Here is a 17,627-nt window from a genome sequence, read left to right as displayed (position 1 = left end):
GCGCAGGTGGGAGCAGAAGCCTGGACGGCGTTCGCCCTCGCGCTGCTGGTAGCGCTGGCGGTGCCCGGCCCGGACCTCGTGCTCGTCGTGCACGCGGCGACCCGCGGCGTCCGAGAAGGCGCGTCCACTGCAGTGGGGATCGTCGCCGGCCTGATGCTGCACGCGCTACTCGCTGCCGCCGGTGCGACCGCCCTGCTGGTGTCCGCGCCAGGGGCGCTGACCATCGTACAGCTGCTCGGAGCTGGAGTGCTGCTGTGGATGGGCACGAGCATGCTTCGGGCCACCCCCAGCGCCGAACCTGACGCCACCGAGGACATCGGGCACCGGACACAGGGCGGTTACGCACGCGGATTCGTCACGAACGCGACCAACCCGAAGGCGCTGCTCTTCTTCGCGGCAATCCTTCCCCAGTTCATCGGACGTGGCGACGGAGCGGAGATGCGGACCGTCGCGCTGTGCGCCGCCGTCGTGCTCGGCGCAGGATTATGGTGGACGGTGACGATCGCTCTGATCCGGCTGTTCGGCTTCCACCGGTCCCCGGCCGCGGACCGGCTCATCACTCTCCTGGGCAGCATCGCGCTGCTGATCATCGGTGCTGGACTGCTTGTCAGCACCACCTACGGCCTCATCAGCCCGGGGGCGTGAACACGACGGGCGGTGGACTCATCGACTGGCTCCGTCCCGCAGACCCACCAAAGGAAACTCGACACATGACACGGACTCTCATCGTCGGAGCAGGAGCCACCGGCGGCGCACTCGGAGCACGACTCATCACCGCCGGACGGGACGTGACATTCCTCGTCCGAGAACGCCGCGCCGCGCAGCTCGCCGCCGACGGCCTGCGCCTCCGCGCACCCGACGTGGACGGCGTGCACACGGCGCGCGCCGTCACCACTCTGGAGCACGCAGATCCGTTCGACCTCGTGATCGTCGCAGTCAAGGCACCAGCACTGGAAGCGATCATCCCAACGCTCGCTCCTGCGATACGACCCGAGACCCGCAGCATCCCACTGCTCAACGGCATGGCCCACATCGAACTGCTGGAGCGTGCCTTCCGGGACGAGTCCTCGGAGGCATCGTGAAGATCGTCGCAACCCTGGACGAAGACGCGACCGTCGTGCAGATGCTCCCGCTATGCAGCCTGGCTGTCGGCGGACTGCATGGCGAGGCCGTGCCCGTCGAGATCCGCCGGACGCCCGACGTCGACGGCATCGCACTGGAGGTCGTGGACGACATCGCCTCGCAGTTGTGGGAGAAATGGACCTTCATCGCCACCGCCGGTGTCATCACCTGCCTGTTCCGCGGCACCGTCGGCGACATTCTCGCCGCCGGGGGCGAAGCGCAGATCCTCCAGGCGATCATGGAGTGCCAGCAGATCGCGGAAGCCGCCGGCCATCCAGTGAGCGTGGCCGGGCACGCACAGTCCCTCGGCCGCGGGGACGCTCGGTTGACATGGCTACCGGAACCCCAGTGCGATCCGGGACAGCACCGATGAGCGCCTGATGGTGGGTGCGCAGCTGGAGCAGCGCTGCGTTCAGCAGTCGACGTAGCCGACACCGTCCACCGTGCCGATCAGTTCACCGGTGCTGACCTTGGCGTCCCGGCGATAGATGTTGTAGCCCTCGGCACCTTGGACAGCGCTCCAGGTGATCGTCAGGACGCAGCAACTGGTTCTGAGCGCTACGGTGATTGCATGCCAGCGGCAGAAGGCGGGCGGACGCCTGAGGAGTTCTTCGACGGCTCCCCGGCGGGTTGCGCTTGTACCGCGAGGTCGAGCAGGCGGTCCGAGCCGTCGGCGACGCGTCGGTGAGGGTGACGAAGAGCCAGATCGCGTTCCGCCGCCGGAAGGGCTTCGCCTACGTTTGGCGCCCGGACCTGTACCTGCGCAGCGACGTGCCGGCAGTGCTGTCCGTCGCCCTTCCACACGAGGTCACCTCGACCCGGTTCAAGGAGATCGCACACCCGTCCCCGAGGGTCTGGATGCACCACCTGGAGCTACGCCGGGTCGAGGAGGTCGACGACGAGGTCCGCGCCTGGCTGGTCGCCGCACACGACAACGCAGTCTGACCCCGGCCAAGCGGAGCGGAGTCATAGTGACCCTCCACGTCGAAGGAGATGGTGATGACAATCCCGAAGAACACGATCTGCTTGGGGTTCGACAAGGACGCCGAGGCGGCGGCCGAGTTCTACGCCTCGGTGTTCCCCGACAGTCGCGTCGGGCGGGTGTCCCGTGCGCCCGCGGACTTCCCCGGCGGGAGGGCAGCGACGTCCTGACGGTGGAGTTCACGGTCTGCGGCGTCGAGTGCATCGGGCTGAACGGCGGGCCGGAGTTCACACACAGCGACGCTTTCTCCTTCCAGATCGCGACCGACGACCAGGAGGAGACCGACCGCTACTGGGACGCAATCGTTGGGCAACGGTGGGCAGGAGAGCGCCTGCGGTTGGTGCAAGGACAGGTGGGGCCTGTCCTGGCAGATCACCCCGCGAGCACTCACGGAGGCAGCGGCCTCCGACGACCCGGGTGTGGCCGAGCGCGCGTTCACAGCCATGCTGACCATGACCAAGATCGACGTCGCCAGGACCGAGCAGGCGGTCGCGGGGAATTGATCCGCCGCACGGGCTCATCGGACGGAGCTGCGGACCCTCAACTCCGGCTCCAGCCGCTGCGCGACGGCCTCGGCACCGGCGATCGCGTCGACCAGCACCTCCAGCGCCTTGGCGCCGAGCTCCGCGAACGGCTGGGCGACGGTGGTCAGCGGCGGCGCGAAGAAGGCCACGCCGGCAAGGTCGTCGAAACCGACGACGCTGACCCGCCCCGGCACGTCCACCCTGGCGTCCCGCAGTGCGGCGACCAGGCCGACGGCCATGGCGTCGTTCCCGCAGAAGACGCCGTCGGGCAGGTCACCCGACTCGGCCAGCGCGCGCCCGGCCTCGTACCCGCTCTCCGGACTCCAGTCCCCCTCGACCATCTCCGGCACCTCCAGACCGGCGGAGAGCAGGGCGGCCCGCCACCCACGAGCACGCGCGCGGGCGTCGAACCAGTCTCGGGGACCGGCAAGGTGCAGGACACGGCGGCAGCCGCGCTCGAGCATGTGTTCGGTGGCCAACCTGCCGCCCAGTTCCTGGTCAACCGCCACCGTGGACAGGGATGGGTCCGAGCCGTCGTCGGCCACCAGCACCACGGGGATGCCGGCGGCGTACTCGCGGGCCAGTTGCGCGACCCGCTCGCGCGGGGCCACCACGGCGATGCCCTCCACGCCGCGGTCCCGGAAGGTGCGGAACAGCGCCTTCACCTCGCCCTCGTCGTAGGTCTCGAGGGCCCCGACCAGCGTGGAGTAGCCGGCGGCGCGGGCAGCCACCTCGATCCCGCCGACGGTGCTCGACGGGCCGAAGTAGGCCGCACCGGTCCAGACCACGCCCAGCAGCGCGGTCTGCTGCGTGACCAGCGCCCGGGCGGCGAGGTTGCGGCTGTAGCCGAGTTCCCGCATCGCGGCGACGACGCGGTCGCGGGTGGCGGGCCGGACGGCCTCGGGCGTGTTCAACACGCGCGAGACCGTCTGGTGGGAGACGCCTGCGAGCCGCGCCACCGCCATCATGCCCGGTGGCCGCTCCCGCATCAGATGCCCTGCGTCAACCGGTGGTAGGCCAGCTCCAGACGACGCTCCTGCGCGAACCCGCGGGTGGTGGTGGAGTCGTCGATGACCGCGAGCTCCATGCCTGCCATGTCCGCGAGGTCCTCCCACATCTCACGCGTGGTGGAGGTGGTCATGCAGGTGTGGTGCGCCGCACCGGAGATCAGCCAGCACTCCGCGGAGGTGGCGAAGTCCGGCTGGGGCTCCCACACCGCCCGCGCGACGGGCAGGTTGGGCAGCGGCGCATCGGGCTCCACGTTGGTGACGACGTTCATCGTCAGGCGGAAGCGCTCGCGCATGTCGCTCATCGCGATGACGAGCGCCGGTCCCGGGTCCGCGTCGAAGACCAGGCGCACCGGGTCCTCGCGGTCCCCGATGCCCAGCGGGTGGATCTCCAGCTTCGGCTTCGAGGTGGTCAGCGACGGGCAGATCTCCAGCATGTGGGCGCCGAGGATCTTCTCCTGGCCGGGGACCATGTGGTAGCAGTAGTCCTCCATCAGGGAGGCACCACCGTCGAGCCCGTAGCCCATCACCTTGGCGGCGCGCACGAGGATGGCGGTCTTCCAGTCACCCTCGCCACCGAAGCCGTAGCCGTCGGCCATCAGGCGCTGCACGGCCAGGCCGGGGAGCTGCTTGAGCCCACCGAGGTCCTCGAAGTTCGACGTGAAGGCGCCGAAGCCGCCGTCGGTCAGGAACTTGCGCAGGCCGATCTCCTGGCGGGCGCCGTAGCGCAGGGACTCGTGGCGCTCCCCGCCCTTGCGGAGTTCGGGGACGACGTCGTAGAGCTCCTCGTACTCGGCGACGAGGGCGTCCAGTGCAGCGTCGTCGACGGCGTCCACCACGGCCACCAGGTCGTTGACGCCCCAGGTGTTGACGGAGACGCCGAGCTTGACCTCGGCCTCGGTCTTGTCCCCCTCGGTGACGGCGACGTTGCGCATGTTGTCCCCGAAGCGGGCGAGCTTGAGGTGGTGCAGTTCGTACCAACCGGCGGCGGAGCGGGCCCAGGTGCCCACCTTGGCCTGCGTGTCGGCGTTCGAGGCGTGGCCGACGACGGTGCGGCGGGCCTTGCCGAGGCGGGAGACGATGTAGGCGAACTCACGGTCGCCGTGGGCGGCCTGGTTCAGGTTCATGTAGTCCATGTCGATGGTGGCCCACGGCAGCTCCTGGGCGGCCTGCGTGTGCAGGTGCAGCATCGGCTTGGTGAGGGCCCCGATGCCCAGAATCCACATCTTGGCCGGGGAGAAGGTGTGCATCCAGCAGATAACGCCGATGACCGCCTCGTCGGCGTTGGCGGCGAGCATCTCCGCGCGGATGGAGTCACGGTCCTTCAGGGTGGGGCGCCACTCGATCTCCACCGGGATGGCATCGGCGGCGTTGAGGTGGGAGACCACCTCCTGCGACTGGCTGGCCACCTGCTCGAGCGTCTCCGGCCCGTACAGGTCCTGTGATCCGGTCAGGAACCAGATCTTCTTGCCTTCGAATGGGTTCTGCAATTCAGTTCTCCTCGTCGAGTTCTCCGGCCGGCTGGCCGTAGACGTTCTGGTAGCGGTCGTACAGGCGGGCGACGTCGGCCTCGTCGATGCGCAGCGGCTCGCCGAGCTGGCGCGAGATGTGGATGGTCCGGGCCACCTCCTCCACCATGACGGCGGCCTTGACAGCGGCGCGGGCGTCCTTGCCGATGGTGAAGGGTCCGTGGTTGGCCATGAGCACTGCCGGGCTGTTGCAGCCCCGGAGGGTCTCGACGATGCCGCGGCCGATGGAGTCGTCGCCGATCAGCGCGAACGGGCCGATGGGGATGTCCCCACCGAACTCGTCGGCCATCATCGTCAGCACGCACGGGATGGGCTCGCGACGGGCGGCCCAGGCGGTGGCGTAGGTGGAGTGGGTGTGGACGACGCCACCTACCTCCGGCATGTGGCTGTAGACGTAGGCGTGGGCGGCGGTGTCCGAGGACGGGCTGAGGCTGTCCGGGGTGCCGTCGACGATCTTGCGGCCGTCGAGGGTGCAGACCACCATCACGTCGGCCGAGAGCTCGTCGTAGGACACGCCGGAGGGCTTGATCACGAACAGTTCGGTTCCGGGCACGCGCTCCGAGACGTTCCCGGCGGTCCAGACCACCAGCTCATTGCGCGGCAGTTCGGCGTGCAGCGCGGCCACCTTCTCGCGGGTGGCTGCGACGGCGGACTGCACGTCGGCAGTCAGCTCTGACAAGACGATCGTCACTTCTCCTCCTAGGATGTGAACGCTCACATTACCATTGGGGCAGGGCACGCAACAGTGCCCGGCAAGAAGTTGTGCTGCAGGGACCCCGGGCTGTCCGGGACCACTTGTGGCGGCTAGATTGAGCGGGAACACCACGAGCTACGTGGCCCGGATCTCGAAGGAGAGGTTGGACAAATGCAGGACTCCGCAGCGCGCGAGGCGATCACCGACGGCAACACGGCGCTCGGCATCGAGCTCGGCTCCACCAGGATCAAGGCCGTGCTGATCGGCCCGGACCAGCAGCCGCTGGCCACCGGCGGGTTCGAGTGGAAGTCCACCCTCGCCGACGGCGTGTGGACCTATGACCTCGGCCTCGTCCGCACCGGACTGCAGGCGGCCTACGCGGACCTCGCGGCCAACGTCCTCGCCGCCCAGGGCGTCGAACTCACCACGGTCGGCGCCCTCGGAGTCTCGGCCATGATGCACGGCTACGTCGCCCACGACGCCGACGGCAACCAGTTGGTGCCGTTCCGGACCTGGCAGAACACCATGACCGGTGAGGCCGCGCACGAACTGACCCAGCTGTTCCAGCACAACATCCCGCAGCGCTGGAGCGTCGCGCACCTGCGGCAGGCCATCCTGGGCGGTGAGGAGCACGTCGCGAGGCTCGCCACCGTCGACACGCTCGCCTCCTGGGTGCACACCCAGCTCTCCGGCGAGCGGAAGGTGGGCGTCGGCGACGCGTCGGGCATGTTCCCGATCGCCGCCGGCACCGGCACCTTCGATGAGGGCATGCTCGCCAAGTTCGACGAACTCGTCGCAGACCGCGGTTACGCGTGGAAGCTGGCGGACCTGCTGCCGGAGGTGCTGCCCGCCGGCGCGCAGGCCGGCTCCCTGACCGAGGCCGGCGCCCGCCTGCTCGACCCCACCGGCAAGCTGACCCCGGGCATCCCCATGGCTCCGCCCGAGGGCGACGCCGGCACGGGAATGGTGGCCACCAACTCCGTCGCGCGCCGCACCGCCAACGTCTCGGCCGGCACCAGCATCTTCGCCATGGTGGTGCTGGAGGACGCCCTGGAAGAACTGCACGAGGAAATCGACCTGGTCACCACCCCGGCGGGCGATCCGGTGGCCATGGCCCACGCCGCCAACGGCGCGCTGGACCTGCAGTCCTGGGTCAGCCTGTTCGGCGAGGCCGCGAAGGTCGTCGGCTCCAGCGTCGACGTCAACGAACTGTTCGGCGCGCTCTATCGCACCGCCCTCGACGGCGACCCCGACGGCGGCGGCATGCTGGCCTACAACTACCTCGCCGGCGAGCACGTCGTCGGCCTGGAAGCGGGCCGGCCGCTGTTCGTGCGCACCCCGAACAGCAACTTCACGCTCGCGAACTTCATGCGCACGCACCTGTTCTCCACCTTCGGCGCCCTCCGCGTCGGCATGGACATCCTGATCAAGGACGAGGGCGTGCAGATGGACTCGATGTTCGCCCACGGCGGCCTGTTCAAGACCAAGGGCGTCGCACAGGGGTTCCTCGCCGCCGCGATGAACACGCCCGTGTCCGTCGGTGACGTCGCGGGCGAGGGCGGCGCCTGGGGCATGGCCCTGCTGGCCGCGTTCCTACGCTCCGGATCGGACTCGCTGGCCGACTGGCTGAACACCGAGGTGTTCGCCGGCGCCGAGGTGGAGACCGCCGAGCCGGATCCCTCCGACGTGGCCGGGTTCGACTCCTTCATGGAGCGCTACCGCGCCGGCCTCGCCATCGAGCGGGCCGCCGTCGAGGCCCTCGCCTAGGACACCAACCGCTGCTCGAGGGCCGCACGCGAGCTCTCGGGCAGCGCCGTCGGGCGCAGGTCCGCTCCTGCGCACACCAGGATGGTCCGGCCGCGGTTGAAGACCTCACCGTTGGCCGGGTCCACGATCTCGGAGGCGAACGTGACCGACGACGTGCCCACCTTCACCGGTGCCGTGCGGACCTCGAACGGCTCCAGCCGGTGCGTGAGCTGCGCCACGTAGTCGACGTCCTGGCGCACCACCAGCCACAGCAATTCCGAGCTGCCCTGCCCCACCCGGGCCATCGTCGGGTCCCACTGGGCGGTGGCTGTGACGCGGGCCTGCTGGATGTAGTCGTAGGTCTTGGAGTTGTTGACGTGGCCGTAGGAGTCGTGGTCGCTCCAGCGCACGAACAGCTCGGTGCCGGTCCCCCGGCCCTCGATGTGCGGCGTGGTGAGCTCACGCAGGGGCTCCACGTCGGCCCGATGGGAGAGCAGGAACTCGCGCACGTCGGGCGGGATGCGCACCGGACGGTTCTGTCCGAAGTCGAACGGACACAGCACGGTGCGTGCCCTGCCCGCGACGCGGCCGCCCTGGCTGAGGACGTAGGCGATCTCGAAGCGCGCTCCCCCGACGGCGGCCACCACCAGCTCGATGTCGAGCCCGTCGGTGGTGTAGTCGAGCGGCGCGAGGTACTCCACCTGGTGGGCCACCACGACGATACCCGACTCGAGCAGGTCCGACGCGGGGCCGGACTTGAAGAAGTGGACGCGCGCCTCCTGCAGGTAGTCCACCACCAGGGCGTTGTTCACGTGCCCCTGCGCGTCGAGGTCCGACCAGCGCAGGGGGCAGCGGAACCGGAACAACCTCAGTCCTCCTTGGGGTACATGTCCTCGACGAGCTCGGCGTTGTTGTCGATGACCAGCTTGCGCCGGATCTTCTGGTTGGCCGTGACCGAGTCGTTGTCCACGGTGAGCTCGTGGTCCAGGATGGCGAACTTCTTCACCGTCTCCCAGCGCTCCAGGCGCTCGTTGACCTTCTCCATCTGGCGCTCGATCGAGTCCCGAATGTCCGGCAGCTGCGTGAGTTCCGCGTAACTGAGGTGGGTGAGCTGGCGCTTCTCGGCCCACTTCTGCAGCAGGGCCGGGTCCATCACCACGAGCGCGGACACGAACTTGCGCCCGTCGCCCACGGCCACTGCCTGCGAGACGTAGGGGATGTTGGCGGTGATGGCGCCCTCCACCTTCTGCGGCGCGACGTACTTGCCGCCGGAGGTCTTGAAGAGGTCCTTCTTGCGGTCGGTGATGCGCAGGTTGCCCTTGCCGTCGAGCTCGCCGATGTCGCCGGTGGCGTACCAGCCCTCGTCGTCGATGACCTCCGCGGTCTTCTCGGGACGGTTGTGGTAGCCGGTGGTGATGATGGGACCACGGATGAGGACCTCGCCGTCGTCGGCGATCTTCGCCTCACACCCGGGCAGCACCTGACCGACACTGCCGAACAGCGGGTCGGTGGGCAGGTTGAGGAAGGCGATGGCGCTGGTCTCCGTCGCGCCGTAGCCCTCGACGATCAGGATGCCGGCGGAGTAGAACCACTCCTGGACCTGCGGGGAGAGCTTGGCCGAGCCGGAGATCATGAACCGCAGGCGGCCGCCCAGCTTGTCCTTGAGCTTGCTGAACACCAGCTTGTCCGCGAGGTTGTACTGGAACTTCAGCATGCCGGGCAGTTCCTTGCCGGCCAGCCGGTAGGGGTGGGACTTGCGGCCGGTGGCGAACGCCCAGCGGGCGATCTTCGCCTTGAGCCCGGTGTTGCCCGTCAGGACCGCGGCGCGCACCTTCTCGAAGATGCGCGGGGCACCGCACATGAACGTGGGCTTGACCGCACCGAGGCCGGGAACGATCTGGTCCAGACGGCCGTCCACGGCGGAGGCGAAGCCGTAGGCGAGCTGCACCGCGATCAGGGCCTTGCCGAAGACGTGGCTCAGCGGGAGCCAAAGGTACTGCAGGTCGTCCGGGCTGAGCAGGTTCCAGCTCTTGGTGGCGGCGCCCTCGTAGACCCAGGAGGCGTGGCTCAGCCGCACGCCCTTGGGGCGGCCCGTGGTCCCGGACGTGTAGATAAGTGTGGACAGGGTGTCGTGGTTCGTGCTCGCGATGGCGTCCTCGACGGCGCGCGCATTGTCGGCCAGCAGCGTCCGGCCGGCCTCCTTGAGCTGCGCGAGGCTGATGGTGCGCTCGTTCAGTTCCACGCCGTCGGTGTCGAACACGACGATGGTGTGGACCTGTGCGGCCACCTCCGGGTCCTCGTCCACCTTGGCGGCCTGCTCGGCGTCCTCTGCGACGACGACCACGGAGCCGGAATCCTTCAGGATGTAGTCGACGTCACCCGCGGCCGTGTTGGGGTAGACGGTGGTGGTGGCACCGGCGGCGCAGGAGATGGCCAGGTCCACGTGGATCCACTCCAGGCGGGTGCTGGAGATGATCGCGACACGCTGTTCATGGGTGAGCCCGCGCGCGAGCAAGCCGGCGGCAATGAGGTCCACCTCGTCCTTGGTCTGCGCCCAGGTGTACTTGGTCCAGTTACCATTGCCGGAACGATCGGGTTCCATGAAAGCAACCCCTTGCGGAGTCTCCGCAACGCGGTTGGTGAACATCTCGCCTACGGACGTTGCGAAGCTGAGCAGCTCGTTCTGCAGAGTCATCGTCGATCCCCTCTCGTTTCCGGCACATGCTATCGGCTGGGGGTGAGGAGCGGGAACAGCGAAACCAATTGAATCATCAACCAGTTTGTCGTACAATGACCCCATGGACAAGACGAACTGGCTCTCCGAGGAGCAACAGCAGGTGTGGCGCAAGTACCTGCGCGCAACCGCGCGCGTGAGCCAGTTCCTGGACTCGGACCTGCGCCGCTTCGGCCTCAACTTGGCCGAGTACGAGATCCTCGTGGCACTCTCCGAGGCCGATGGCCGTCGGATGCGCATGAGCGAACTGGCCGACGCCGTGCACCAGTCGCGCTCCCGCCTCACCCACACCGTGAGCCGGCTCGAGCGCGACGGCCACGTGCTGCGCGTCACCTGTTCTTCAGACGGCCGCGGGGTCTGGGCGGAACTGACCGACAAGGGATTCGACCTGCTGGTCGAGAGCGCTCCCAGGCACGTGGCGGCCGTCCGCAAGATCCTGGTGGACCCAGTCGCGCCGGAGGATCTCGAAGCCGTCGGGCGTGCGATGCAGGCCGTCCTGTCGGTGGCAGACTAGGGCGCATGCTCGTCGATGCCCTCACCCGCCTGCGTTCCGCCCTCGGTCAGGTCGCCTCGGTCATCGACGACTCCACGCTGACGCGGGGTCTCTACTCCTCCGACGCGTCGCTGTATCGCGTGCCGCCGCTGGCCGTGGCACACCCCCGCACCACCGAGGAACTGGTCGCCGTGGTGCGCGCCGCCCTCGAGGTGGGCATCCCGATCACCGCCCGAGGTTCGGGCACCTCCTGCGCCGGCAACGCCGTCGGCCCGGGCCTGGTGGTGGACGTGGGCAAGCACCTCACCCGCATCCACTCCATCGATGCGGACACCGGCGTCGCAGACATCGACCCCGGAGTGGTGCAGGACACCCTCCAGCAGGCCGCCCGGCCGCACGGGCTGCGCCTCGGACCGGACCCCTCCACGTCGTCGCGCTGCACCGTCGGCGGCATGATCGGCAACAACGCCTGCGGTCCCCGCGCCCTCGGCTACGGCCGAATGGCGGACAACGTCGTCGAACTCGAGGTGGTCACGGGCAAGGGGGAACTCCTGGTCCTCGGCCGCGACGACGTCGCCGAACTGCGGGACCTCGTAGCCGCCAACCTCGGCACCATCCGCACCCAGTTCGGACGCTTCACCAGACAGGTCTCCGGCTACTCGCTGGAGCACCTGCTCCCCGAGAACAAGTTCAACCTGCCCAAGTTCTTCGCCGGCACCGAGGGCACGCTCGGCTTCATCACCCGCGCCAAGGTGCAGCTGGTCTCCGACGCCCCCGAGCGCGTCGTGGTGGCACTCGGCTACCCGACGATGCCCGACGCCGGCGATGACATCTCCAACCTGCTGCAGTTCAAGCCGGTGGCCTGCGAGGGCTTGGACCGGCGCATCGTCGACGTCATCATCCGCAAGCGCGGCGCCGACGCCATCCCGAAGCTGCCCAAGGGCAACGGCTGGATGTTCATCGAGCTGGTAGGCCACGATCGCGACGAGGTGCGCGCCCGCGCCGCCGCCCTGCTGGAGGCGGCGGCCGGGACTGGTTGGCTGGTGGAGGACCCCCGCGACGCCGCGGCGCTGTGGCACGTCCGGGCCGACGGCGCGGGCCTGGCCGGGGTGAGCCTGGACAAGCCCGCCTACGGCGGCTGGGAGGACGCAGCCGTCCCACCGGAGCGGCTGGGTGACTACCTGCGCGACTTCGAGGCCCTGCTCACCGAGCACGGCATGCACGCCCTCCCCTACGGCCACTTCGGCGACGGCTGCGTCCACGCCCGCATCGACTACCCGTTCGACCTGCCCGACGGCGCCGCCCGCTTCCGTGCCTTCATCCTCGCCGCCGCCGAGATGGTGGCGGGCCACGGTGGCTCCATGTCCGGTGAGCACGGCGACGGGCGCGCGCGCTCCGAACTGCTGCCGAAGATGTACTCCCCCGAGGCGCTCGAACTGTTCGGTGCGGTCAAGCATGTCTTCGACCCGGACAACCTGATGAACCCCGGCGTCCTGGTGGACCCGGACCCGATCGACGCCAACCTCCGCATGGTGGCTGCCACCCGCTCGCCGCTGAACGCGGCGGATCCCGACTTCGTGGCCGCCGTCCACCAGTGCAGCGGCGTGGGCAAGTGCATCGCGGACAACACCGGCACCGGTGGCGTCATGTGTCCCAGCTACCAGGCCACCCGCGACGAGAAAGACTCCACCCGTGGCCGCTCCCGCATCCTGCAGGAGATGGTCAACGGGGACCTCGTCACCGGCGGCTGGAAGAGTCCCGAGGTGCACGAGGCCCTGGACCTGTGCCTGTCCTGCAAGGGTTGCGCCCGCGACTGCCCCACCGGCATCGACATGGCCGCCTACAAGGCACGGGTCATCCACGAGACCTACAAGGGCCGGCTGCGTCCGCGCAACCACTACGCACTGGGCTGGCTGCCCCGCTGGGGCCGCCTGATCACGGCACTGCCCGGCGTCGGTTCCCTGATCAACGTCGTCGGCAAGGCCCCCGTGCTCGGCCGCCTCCTGCGCTGGGGCGCGGGCGTGGACCACCGTCGCGAGATCCCCCGCTTCGCCAACCGTGCCGCAAAGGGGCAGCTCGACAAGCTGGTCGCCAACACCACCACCAGTTCTCCTGAGGTGCGAGCGGCAGCGAGCCTCGAAGGACGCCCCGGCCCCGACGGCCGAATCGTGCCCGGCAGCAAGGGTGAGGTGCTGGTCTGGATCGACTCGTTCTCCGACTGCTTCGAGTCCAACAACTTCGCGGCGGTGGTGAAGGTGCTGGTCCGCCTCGGCTACCAGCCCCGGGTGCTGGAGAAGACGGCCTGCTGCGGCCTGACGTGGATCTCCACCGGACAGCTCGACGGTGCCCGCCGCGAGATCCTGCGCGCCGCCGCCGAACTGGCCCCCTACGTCGCCAAGGGCATCCCGATCGTCGGCGTAGAGCCGTCGTGCACCGCCGTTTGGCGTGGCGACGCCTTCGAGATCGCACCGGACAGTGCGGACGTCCGGGCCCTCGACGGCAAGGTGCTCACCCTGGCCGAGTTCCTCACCGATGACCCCGACTTCGAGGCGCCCGACCTGTCCGGCCACACCATCGTCGCCCAGCCCCACTGCCACCATGCCTCCGTGATCGGCTGGGAGGCCGACGCCGCGCTGCTCGCAGCCACCGGCGCTGACGTGCGACGCGTGGGCGGCTGCTGCGGCCTGGCCGGCAACTTCGGCGTCGAGATCGGTCACCACGAGGTGAGCGTGAAGGTCTTCGAGCATGACCTGAAACCCGCAATCGACGCCGCCCCCGACGCCATCGTCCTGGCCGACGGCTTCAGCTGCCAGACCCAGCTGCGCTCACTGGCGCACCGCTCGTCCATGAGCCTCGCCGAGTTGCTTGCCACCCACGCCTGATCCCGGCGCTGCCACGTCAGCCTGCGCGGTAGACGTAGACGTCCGTGACGTGCGGCATCTCGAGAACGTCCCGACCAGCGGTCCCGGGGTCGGCGTCAAGGATGTGGTCCAGCTGGGCAAGCATGTCCGCGCGCGCCGGCTGGTCCGCCACGAGGAAAGAACTGACGGTCTGCCACCGGGCGATGTAGTCGGCACGCCTGATCGGCTCTACACACGGCACCTCCCGGTGCTCGAGCAGCTGGAATCCGGGCAGTTCGTGCGAGGCGGATTCGGCGGTGGCGTCGGACTGGCCCGTGACGGCCGGGTGGACCACCGCGGCGCACGCCCGATCCCAGGTGCAATCCGGGTTGCCCCGGTTCCAGAGCAGCCCGAGCCTGCCGCCCGGCACCAGAACCCGTGAGATCTCGGCACAGGCCGCCTGCCTGTCGAACCAGTGGAAGGCCTGCGCCACCGCCACCGCGTCCATGGTGTGGTCGGGCAGCGGAATCGCCTCGGCGCCGCCGACCATCGCCTCCACCCCCGGAAGCTTGGCACGGAGCACATCGAGCATCGGCAGCGACGGCTCGACGGCCACCACCCGGTTCGCCAGCCCGACGAGAAGCTCGGTGAACTTTCCGGTGCCCGCCCCCAGGTCCAGCACCGCACCGACGTGGCCGGGGACCAGCAAATCTGCGGCCGCCCCCGGGAAGCCGGGGCGGTAACGGTCGTAGTCAGTCCCGATCGTCTCGAACGACTTGGCCAGCAGCGTCTTGTCCATGGGAGAAAGCTACCGGGGCTGCAGTCACTCGTGCTCGGAGCGGACCCTGCCCCGGGCAGCCTTGATCCGGCCGCGGTGCTTCTTGGTGTCCAACCTGCGACGGCGTGACCCGGCCGTCGGGCGCGTCGCGCGGCGCTGGGGCCCGGGCGGTGCGACGGCCATGCGCAGCAGCGCCGCCAGCCGCTCCCGCGCGGCCCGCCGGTTGCGGAGTTGCGACCGGTGCTCGGATGCCGCCACCACGAGCTGCCCGTCTACGAGGCGATCGGACAACGCGCTGAGCACCCGGGCCTTCTGGATTTCACTGAGAGTGGCGGAGGCGGCGGGATCGAACAGCAACTCGACGCGGGTGTCGGTGGTGTTGACGCCCTGGCCACCGGGCCCCGACGAGCGGGAGAATCGTTCGACGAGTTCAGCCGCGGGGATCGCCAGACCCTGTGGCACACCGGGCCCGGGTGCCAACCAGAGGTCGTATGGCGAGGTTTCCATGGTCTCCATACTCCCATGCGGGGTTCTCAGCCGCCGTCGGACCCGTCTCCCCCGCGTCCAGCGTCTCCGCCCTCCTTGATCCGGCGCAGACTCAGCACCTCGGAGCCATCCGCCTCGGCCTCCAGGTTCGCCTTCGCCTCGATCCGGTCCAGCAGGGCGTGCAGCTCGGCGACGGTCTTGCGCAGGTCGGCGTCGTCGCGCTCCAGGTCCTTGCGCTTGTAGGCGTCGTCGAGCGAGTTGACGATGATGCCCACCATCAGGTTGACCACCACGTAGGTGCCCACCACCAGGAACACGATCACGTAGACGATCGCCCAGGGCGTGATGCTGCGCAGGTCGTGCAGGATCTGGTTCCAGCCCTCGAGGGTGAGGAGCTCGAACAGGGTGAGCATGCCCTCGCCGATGTTGTCGAAGTAGCCGCGCATGCCGTCGGGGGTGCGGTGGCCGAAGAACATCCAGCCGATGGCCGCCCAGAGGAAGCAGAGCAGCGTGATGAAGGCCCCAAGGCTGAGCGCGGGCGGACCTGCCCGCCGGATGCCGTCGATGAGGACCTTGGCGTCCGGCATGATGCCGATCAGGCGGGTGATGCGCAGGATGCGCACCAGGCGCAGCAGTGTGACGCTGCTCGTGACCACGGGAAGGAAGCACACCGCCACGATGCCCAGTTCGAAGCACCGGAACGGGTCCCGGCAGAACTCGATCACGTTGAACTTGTACGCCGCCAGCCTGATCACCATCTCCACCACGAAGATGGACAGGAACACCACCTCCGCCGTCCGCAGCACCGCCCTCACCTCCGGGGCGACGTCGTAGGTGGAGATACCGATGGAGATGGCGTTCACCACGATCACGAAGATGATGAAGCCGCGGAACCAGCTACTCTCGGCGATGCGCTCGGCCAGGCCGTGCCACGTGTTGCGTGGCACGGCCTGGTCAGCTGCGGTTGGAGCCATCCAAACTGGTCAGCGGGTCAGTCGACGGTGCGCCGTGCGATGCGGGCGCGCCGCCTCGGCGCCGAGGCGCTCGATCTTGTTGGCCTCGTAGTCCTGGAAGTTGCCCTCGAACCAGAACCACTGCGGGACGCCGTTCTCGTCCTCGCCCTCCCAGGCGAGCATGTGGGTGGCGACGCGGTCCAGGAACCAGCGGTCGTGGGAGATCACGACGGCGCAGCCCGGGAACTCGAGGAGTGCGTCCTCGAGGCTGGAGAGGGTCTCGACGTCGAGGTCGTTGGTGGGCTCGTCGAGCAGCAGCACGTTGCCGCCCTGCTTCAGGGTGAGCGCCAGGTTCAGGCGGTTGCGCTCACCACCGGAGAGCACGCCGGCCTTCTTCTGCTGGTCCGGCCCCTTGAAGCCGAAGCTGGCGATGTAGGCGCGCGAAGGCATCTCGAAGCTGCCGACCTTGATGTAGTCCAGCCCGTCGGAGACCACCTGCCAGACGTTGTCCTCGGGGTTGATCCCGGAGCGGTTCTGGTCCACGTAGCTGAAGCTGACCGTCTCGCCGATCTTGACGGTGCCCGCGTCGGGCTCCTCCTGGCCGGTGATGGTCTTGAACAGGGTGGTCTTGCCGACGCCGTTGGGTCCGATGATGCCGACGATGCCGGCGCGGGGCAGCGTGAAGGAGAGGTCGTCGATCAGGACCCTGTCGCCGAAGCCCTTCTTGAGGTTCTTGACGTCGAGCACCACCGATCCCAGCCGGGGCCCGGCGGGGATGTTGATCTCGGCCGTGTCGATCTTGCGGTTGCGCTCTGCCTCGGCCGCCATCTCCTCGTACTTGGCGAGGCGGGCCTTGCTCTTGGCCTGGCGGGCCTTCGGGGAGGAGCGCACCCACTCGAGTTCGCGCTCGAGGATCTTGGCACGCTTGGCGTCCTTCTTGCCCTCGATCTGCAGGCGCTGGCGCTTGGTCTCCAGGTAGGTGGAGTAGTTGCCCTCGTAGGGGTGGAGCTTGCCGCGGTCGATCTCGCAGATCCACTCGGCGACGTTGTCCAGGAAGTACCGGTCGTGCGTGACGGCCAGGACGGCACCCGGGTAGGTCTTCAGGTGGCCCTCGAGCCAGTTCACGGACTCGGCGTCGAGGTGGTTGGTGGGCTCGTCGAGGAGGAGCAGGTCCGGCTGTTCGAGCAGCAGCTTGCACAGCGCGACGCGGCGGCGCTCACCGCCCGAGAGGACGTCGACGATGGTCTCCGGCGGCGGGCACTGCAGCGCGTCCATCGCCTGGTCCAGCCGGGCGTCGATGTCCCAGGCGTTGGCGGCGTCGAGCTGGGTCTGCAGGTCCCCCATCTCGGCCATCAGCGCGTCGAAGTCGGCGTCGGGCTCAGCCATCTCCTGGCCGATCTCGTCGAAGCGGCGCATCTTGTTCTTGATGTCCGCAACGGCTTCCTCGACGTTCTCCTGCACGGTCTTGCCCTCGGTGAGCGGGGGCTCCTGCAGGAGGATGCCGACGGTGGCGCCCTTGGCGAGGGCGGCGTCGCCGTTGTTCGGCTGCTCCAGCCCGGCCATGATCTTGAGCATGGTGGACTTGCCGGCGCCGTTGGGGCCGACCACGCCGATCTTGGCTCCGGGGTAGAAGGACAAGGTGACGTCGTCGAGGATGACCTTCTCGCCGGCGGTCTTGCGGACCTTGTACATGGTGTAGATGAACTCAGCCACGGGGGCGCTTCTCCTTCTTGTGGGGA

The 17,627-nt window shown here is 68.9% G+C and carries 18 protein-coding genes and 1 pseudogene; 10 read left to right on the top strand and 9 right to left on the bottom strand.

All coding sequences use genetic code 11. The annotated features are described in order from the left end of the window. The first annotated feature begins 6 nt into the window (after nt 1-6). The 7 genes and pseudogenes from ACYU7G_RS13270 (at nt 7) to ACYU7G_RS13240 (ending at nt 2,607) form a co-directional block, all read left to right on the top strand. On the top strand, nt 7-645 hold the full coding sequence (locus ACYU7G_RS13270; RefSeq protein ID WP_461108574.1) for a LysE family translocator: 639 nt from the start codon (nt 7-9) through the stop codon (nt 643-645). 65 nt (nt 646-710) lie between these two features. Then, a complete protein-coding gene (locus ACYU7G_RS13265; RefSeq protein ID WP_461108572.1) occupies nt 711-1,082 on the top strand; it encodes a 2-dehydropantoate 2-reductase N-terminal domain-containing protein in 372 nt (123 codons plus the stop codon). Beyond that, on the top strand, nt 1,079-1,495 hold the full coding sequence (locus ACYU7G_RS13260) for a ketopantoate reductase C-terminal domain-containing protein (RefSeq protein WP_461108570.1): 417 nt from the start codon (nt 1,079-1,081) through the stop codon (nt 1,493-1,495). Before ACYU7G_RS13265 ends, ACYU7G_RS13260 begins: the two co-directional genes overlap by 4 nt. A 263-nt stretch (nt 1,496-1,758) precedes the next feature. Further along, nucleotides 1,759-2,067, top strand: coding sequence for a DUF5655 domain-containing protein (locus ACYU7G_RS13255; protein WP_461108568.1), 309 nt, complete (start codon nt 1,759-1,761; stop codon nt 2,065-2,067). A 54-nt stretch (nt 2,068-2,121) separates the two neighbouring features. Beyond that, entirely contained in the window at nt 2,122-2,274 is a 153-nt protein-coding gene (locus ACYU7G_RS13250) for a VOC family protein (protein ID WP_461108566.1), read from the top strand. A gap of 2 nt (nt 2,275-2,276) precedes the next feature. Continuing rightward, nucleotides 2,277-2,357: pseudogene (locus ACYU7G_RS13245) on the top strand (VOC family protein); the annotation flags it as partial. 52 nt (nt 2,358-2,409) lie between these two features. Beyond that, entirely contained in the window at nt 2,410-2,607 is a 198-nt protein-coding gene (locus ACYU7G_RS13240; RefSeq protein ID WP_461108564.1) for a VOC family protein, read from the top strand. Between the two features lie 14 nt (nt 2,608-2,621). Here ACYU7G_RS13240 and ACYU7G_RS13235 read toward each other — a convergent pair whose 3' ends face one another. Genes ACYU7G_RS13235 through ACYU7G_RS13225 form a run of 3 tightly spaced genes read right to left on the bottom strand, consistent with a single transcriptional unit; the run spans nt 2,622 to nt 5,855 of the window. After that, nucleotides 2,622-3,617: a LacI family DNA-binding transcriptional regulator gene (locus tag ACYU7G_RS13235; RefSeq protein ID WP_461108562.1), complete on the bottom strand. Its 996-nt coding sequence runs from the start codon at nt 3,615-3,617 to the stop codon at nt 2,622-2,624. Next, on the bottom strand, nt 3,617-5,125 hold the full coding sequence (gene araA / locus ACYU7G_RS13230; RefSeq protein WP_461108560.1) for an L-arabinose isomerase: 1,509 nt from the start codon (nt 5,123-5,125) through the stop codon (nt 3,617-3,619). The genes ACYU7G_RS13235 and araA overlap by 1 nt, the downstream gene beginning before the upstream one ends. Before the next feature lies 1 nt (nt 5,126). After that, the gene (locus ACYU7G_RS13225) at nt 5,127-5,855 is read right to left on the bottom strand and encodes an L-ribulose-5-phosphate 4-epimerase (RefSeq protein WP_461108558.1); all 729 of its coding nucleotides are present in this window, start codon (nt 5,853-5,855) and stop codon (nt 5,127-5,129) included. A gap of 174 nt (nt 5,856-6,029) precedes the next feature. Here ACYU7G_RS13225 and ACYU7G_RS13220 point away from each other — a divergent pair, with 174 nt between their 5' ends. Beyond that, entirely contained in the window at nt 6,030-7,625 is a 1,596-nt protein-coding gene (locus ACYU7G_RS13220; protein WP_461108556.1) for a xylulokinase, read from the top strand. On the opposite strand, the gene ACYU7G_RS13215 is transcribed toward ACYU7G_RS13220, so the two are convergent. Further along, the gene (locus ACYU7G_RS13215) at nt 7,622-8,470 is read right to left on the bottom strand and encodes an acyl-CoA thioesterase (protein ID WP_461108554.1); all 849 of its coding nucleotides are present in this window, start codon (nt 8,468-8,470) and stop codon (nt 7,622-7,624) included. The genes ACYU7G_RS13220 and ACYU7G_RS13215 overlap by 4 nt on opposite strands. 2 nt (nt 8,471-8,472) lie before the next feature. Beyond that, nucleotides 8,473-10,251, bottom strand: coding sequence for an AMP-dependent synthetase/ligase (locus ACYU7G_RS13210; RefSeq protein ID WP_461109591.1), 1,779 nt, complete (start codon nt 10,249-10,251; stop codon nt 8,473-8,475). Between the two features lie 151 nt (nt 10,252-10,402). On the opposite strand from ACYU7G_RS13210, the gene ACYU7G_RS13205 reads away from it, so the two are divergent. Together ACYU7G_RS13205 and ACYU7G_RS13200 are read left to right on the top strand one after the other, a co-directional pair. Further along, nucleotides 10,403-10,852, top strand: coding sequence for a MarR family winged helix-turn-helix transcriptional regulator (locus ACYU7G_RS13205; RefSeq protein ID WP_461108552.1), 450 nt, complete (start codon nt 10,403-10,405; stop codon nt 10,850-10,852). 5 nt (nt 10,853-10,857) lie between these two features. Further along, entirely contained in the window at nt 10,858-13,713 is a 2,856-nt protein-coding gene (locus ACYU7G_RS13200) for an FAD-binding and (Fe-S)-binding domain-containing protein (RefSeq protein WP_461108550.1), read from the top strand. 16 nt (nt 13,714-13,729) lie between these two features. On the opposite strand, the gene ACYU7G_RS13195 is transcribed toward ACYU7G_RS13200, so the two are convergent. The 4 genes from ACYU7G_RS13195 to ettA are packed head-to-tail and all read right to left on the bottom strand — an operon-like array spanning nt 13,730 to nt 17,601. Further along, complete coding sequence (locus tag ACYU7G_RS13195) at nt 13,730-14,470, bottom strand: class I SAM-dependent methyltransferase (RefSeq protein WP_461108548.1); 741 nt, start codon at nt 14,468-14,470, stop codon at nt 13,730-13,732. 24 nt (nt 14,471-14,494) lie between these two features. Next, on the bottom strand, nt 14,495-14,956 hold the full coding sequence (gene arfB, locus ACYU7G_RS13190; RefSeq protein ID WP_461108546.1) for an alternative ribosome rescue aminoacyl-tRNA hydrolase ArfB: 462 nt from the start codon (nt 14,954-14,956) through the stop codon (nt 14,495-14,497). A gap of 26 nt (nt 14,957-14,982) precedes the next feature. After that, nucleotides 14,983-15,909, bottom strand: a complete 927-nt coding sequence (locus ACYU7G_RS13185) for an ion transporter (RefSeq protein ID WP_461108544.1) — start codon at nt 15,907-15,909, stop codon at nt 14,983-14,985. A gap of 9 nt (nt 15,910-15,918) precedes the next feature. Next, on the bottom strand, nt 15,919-17,601 hold the full coding sequence (ettA, locus tag ACYU7G_RS13180; protein WP_461108542.1) for an energy-dependent translational throttle protein EttA: 1,683 nt from the start codon (nt 17,599-17,601) through the stop codon (nt 15,919-15,921). Nucleotides 17,602-17,627 lie beyond the last annotated feature (26 nt).

The sequence above is a fragment of the Tessaracoccus terricola genome (assembly GCF_054776555.1).
This window is presented reverse-complemented; position numbering and strand designations above follow the sequence as displayed.

What these genes read in the sequence shown, in the direction of transcription:
- ACYU7G_RS13265 (WP_461108572.1), top strand. Translation starts at nt 711, where the DNA reads ATGACACGGACTCTCATCGTCGGAGCAGGAGCCACCGGCGGCGCACTC.
- ACYU7G_RS13250 (WP_461108566.1), top strand. Translation starts at nt 2,122, where the DNA reads ATGACAATCCCGAAGAACACGATCTGCTTGGGGTTCGACAAGGACGCC.
- ACYU7G_RS13235 (WP_461108562.1), bottom strand. Translation starts at nt 3,617, where the DNA reads ATGCGGGAGCGGCCACCGGGCATGATGGCGGTGGCGCGGCTCGCAGGC.
- ACYU7G_RS13220 (WP_461108556.1), top strand. Translation starts at nt 6,030, where the DNA reads ATGCAGGACTCCGCAGCGCGCGAGGCGATCACCGACGGCAACACGGCG.
- ACYU7G_RS13210 (WP_461109591.1), bottom strand. Translation starts at nt 10,251, where the DNA reads ATGTTCACCAACCGCGTTGCGGAGACTCCGCAAGGGGTTGCTTTCATG.
- ACYU7G_RS13205 (WP_461108552.1), top strand. Translation starts at nt 10,403, where the DNA reads ATGGACAAGACGAACTGGCTCTCCGAGGAGCAACAGCAGGTGTGGCGC.
- ACYU7G_RS13200 (WP_461108550.1), top strand. Translation starts at nt 10,858, where the DNA reads ATGCTCGTCGATGCCCTCACCCGCCTGCGTTCCGCCCTCGGTCAGGTC.
- ACYU7G_RS13195 (WP_461108548.1), bottom strand. Translation starts at nt 14,470, where the DNA reads ATGGACAAGACGCTGCTGGCCAAGTCGTTCGAGACGATCGGGACTGAC.
- arfB (WP_461108546.1), bottom strand. Translation starts at nt 14,956, where the DNA reads ATGGAAACCTCGCCATACGACCTCTGGTTGGCACCCGGGCCCGGTGTG.
- ACYU7G_RS13185 (WP_461108544.1), bottom strand. Translation starts at nt 15,909, where the DNA reads ATGGCTCCAACCGCAGCTGACCAGGCCGTGCCACGCAACACGTGGCAC.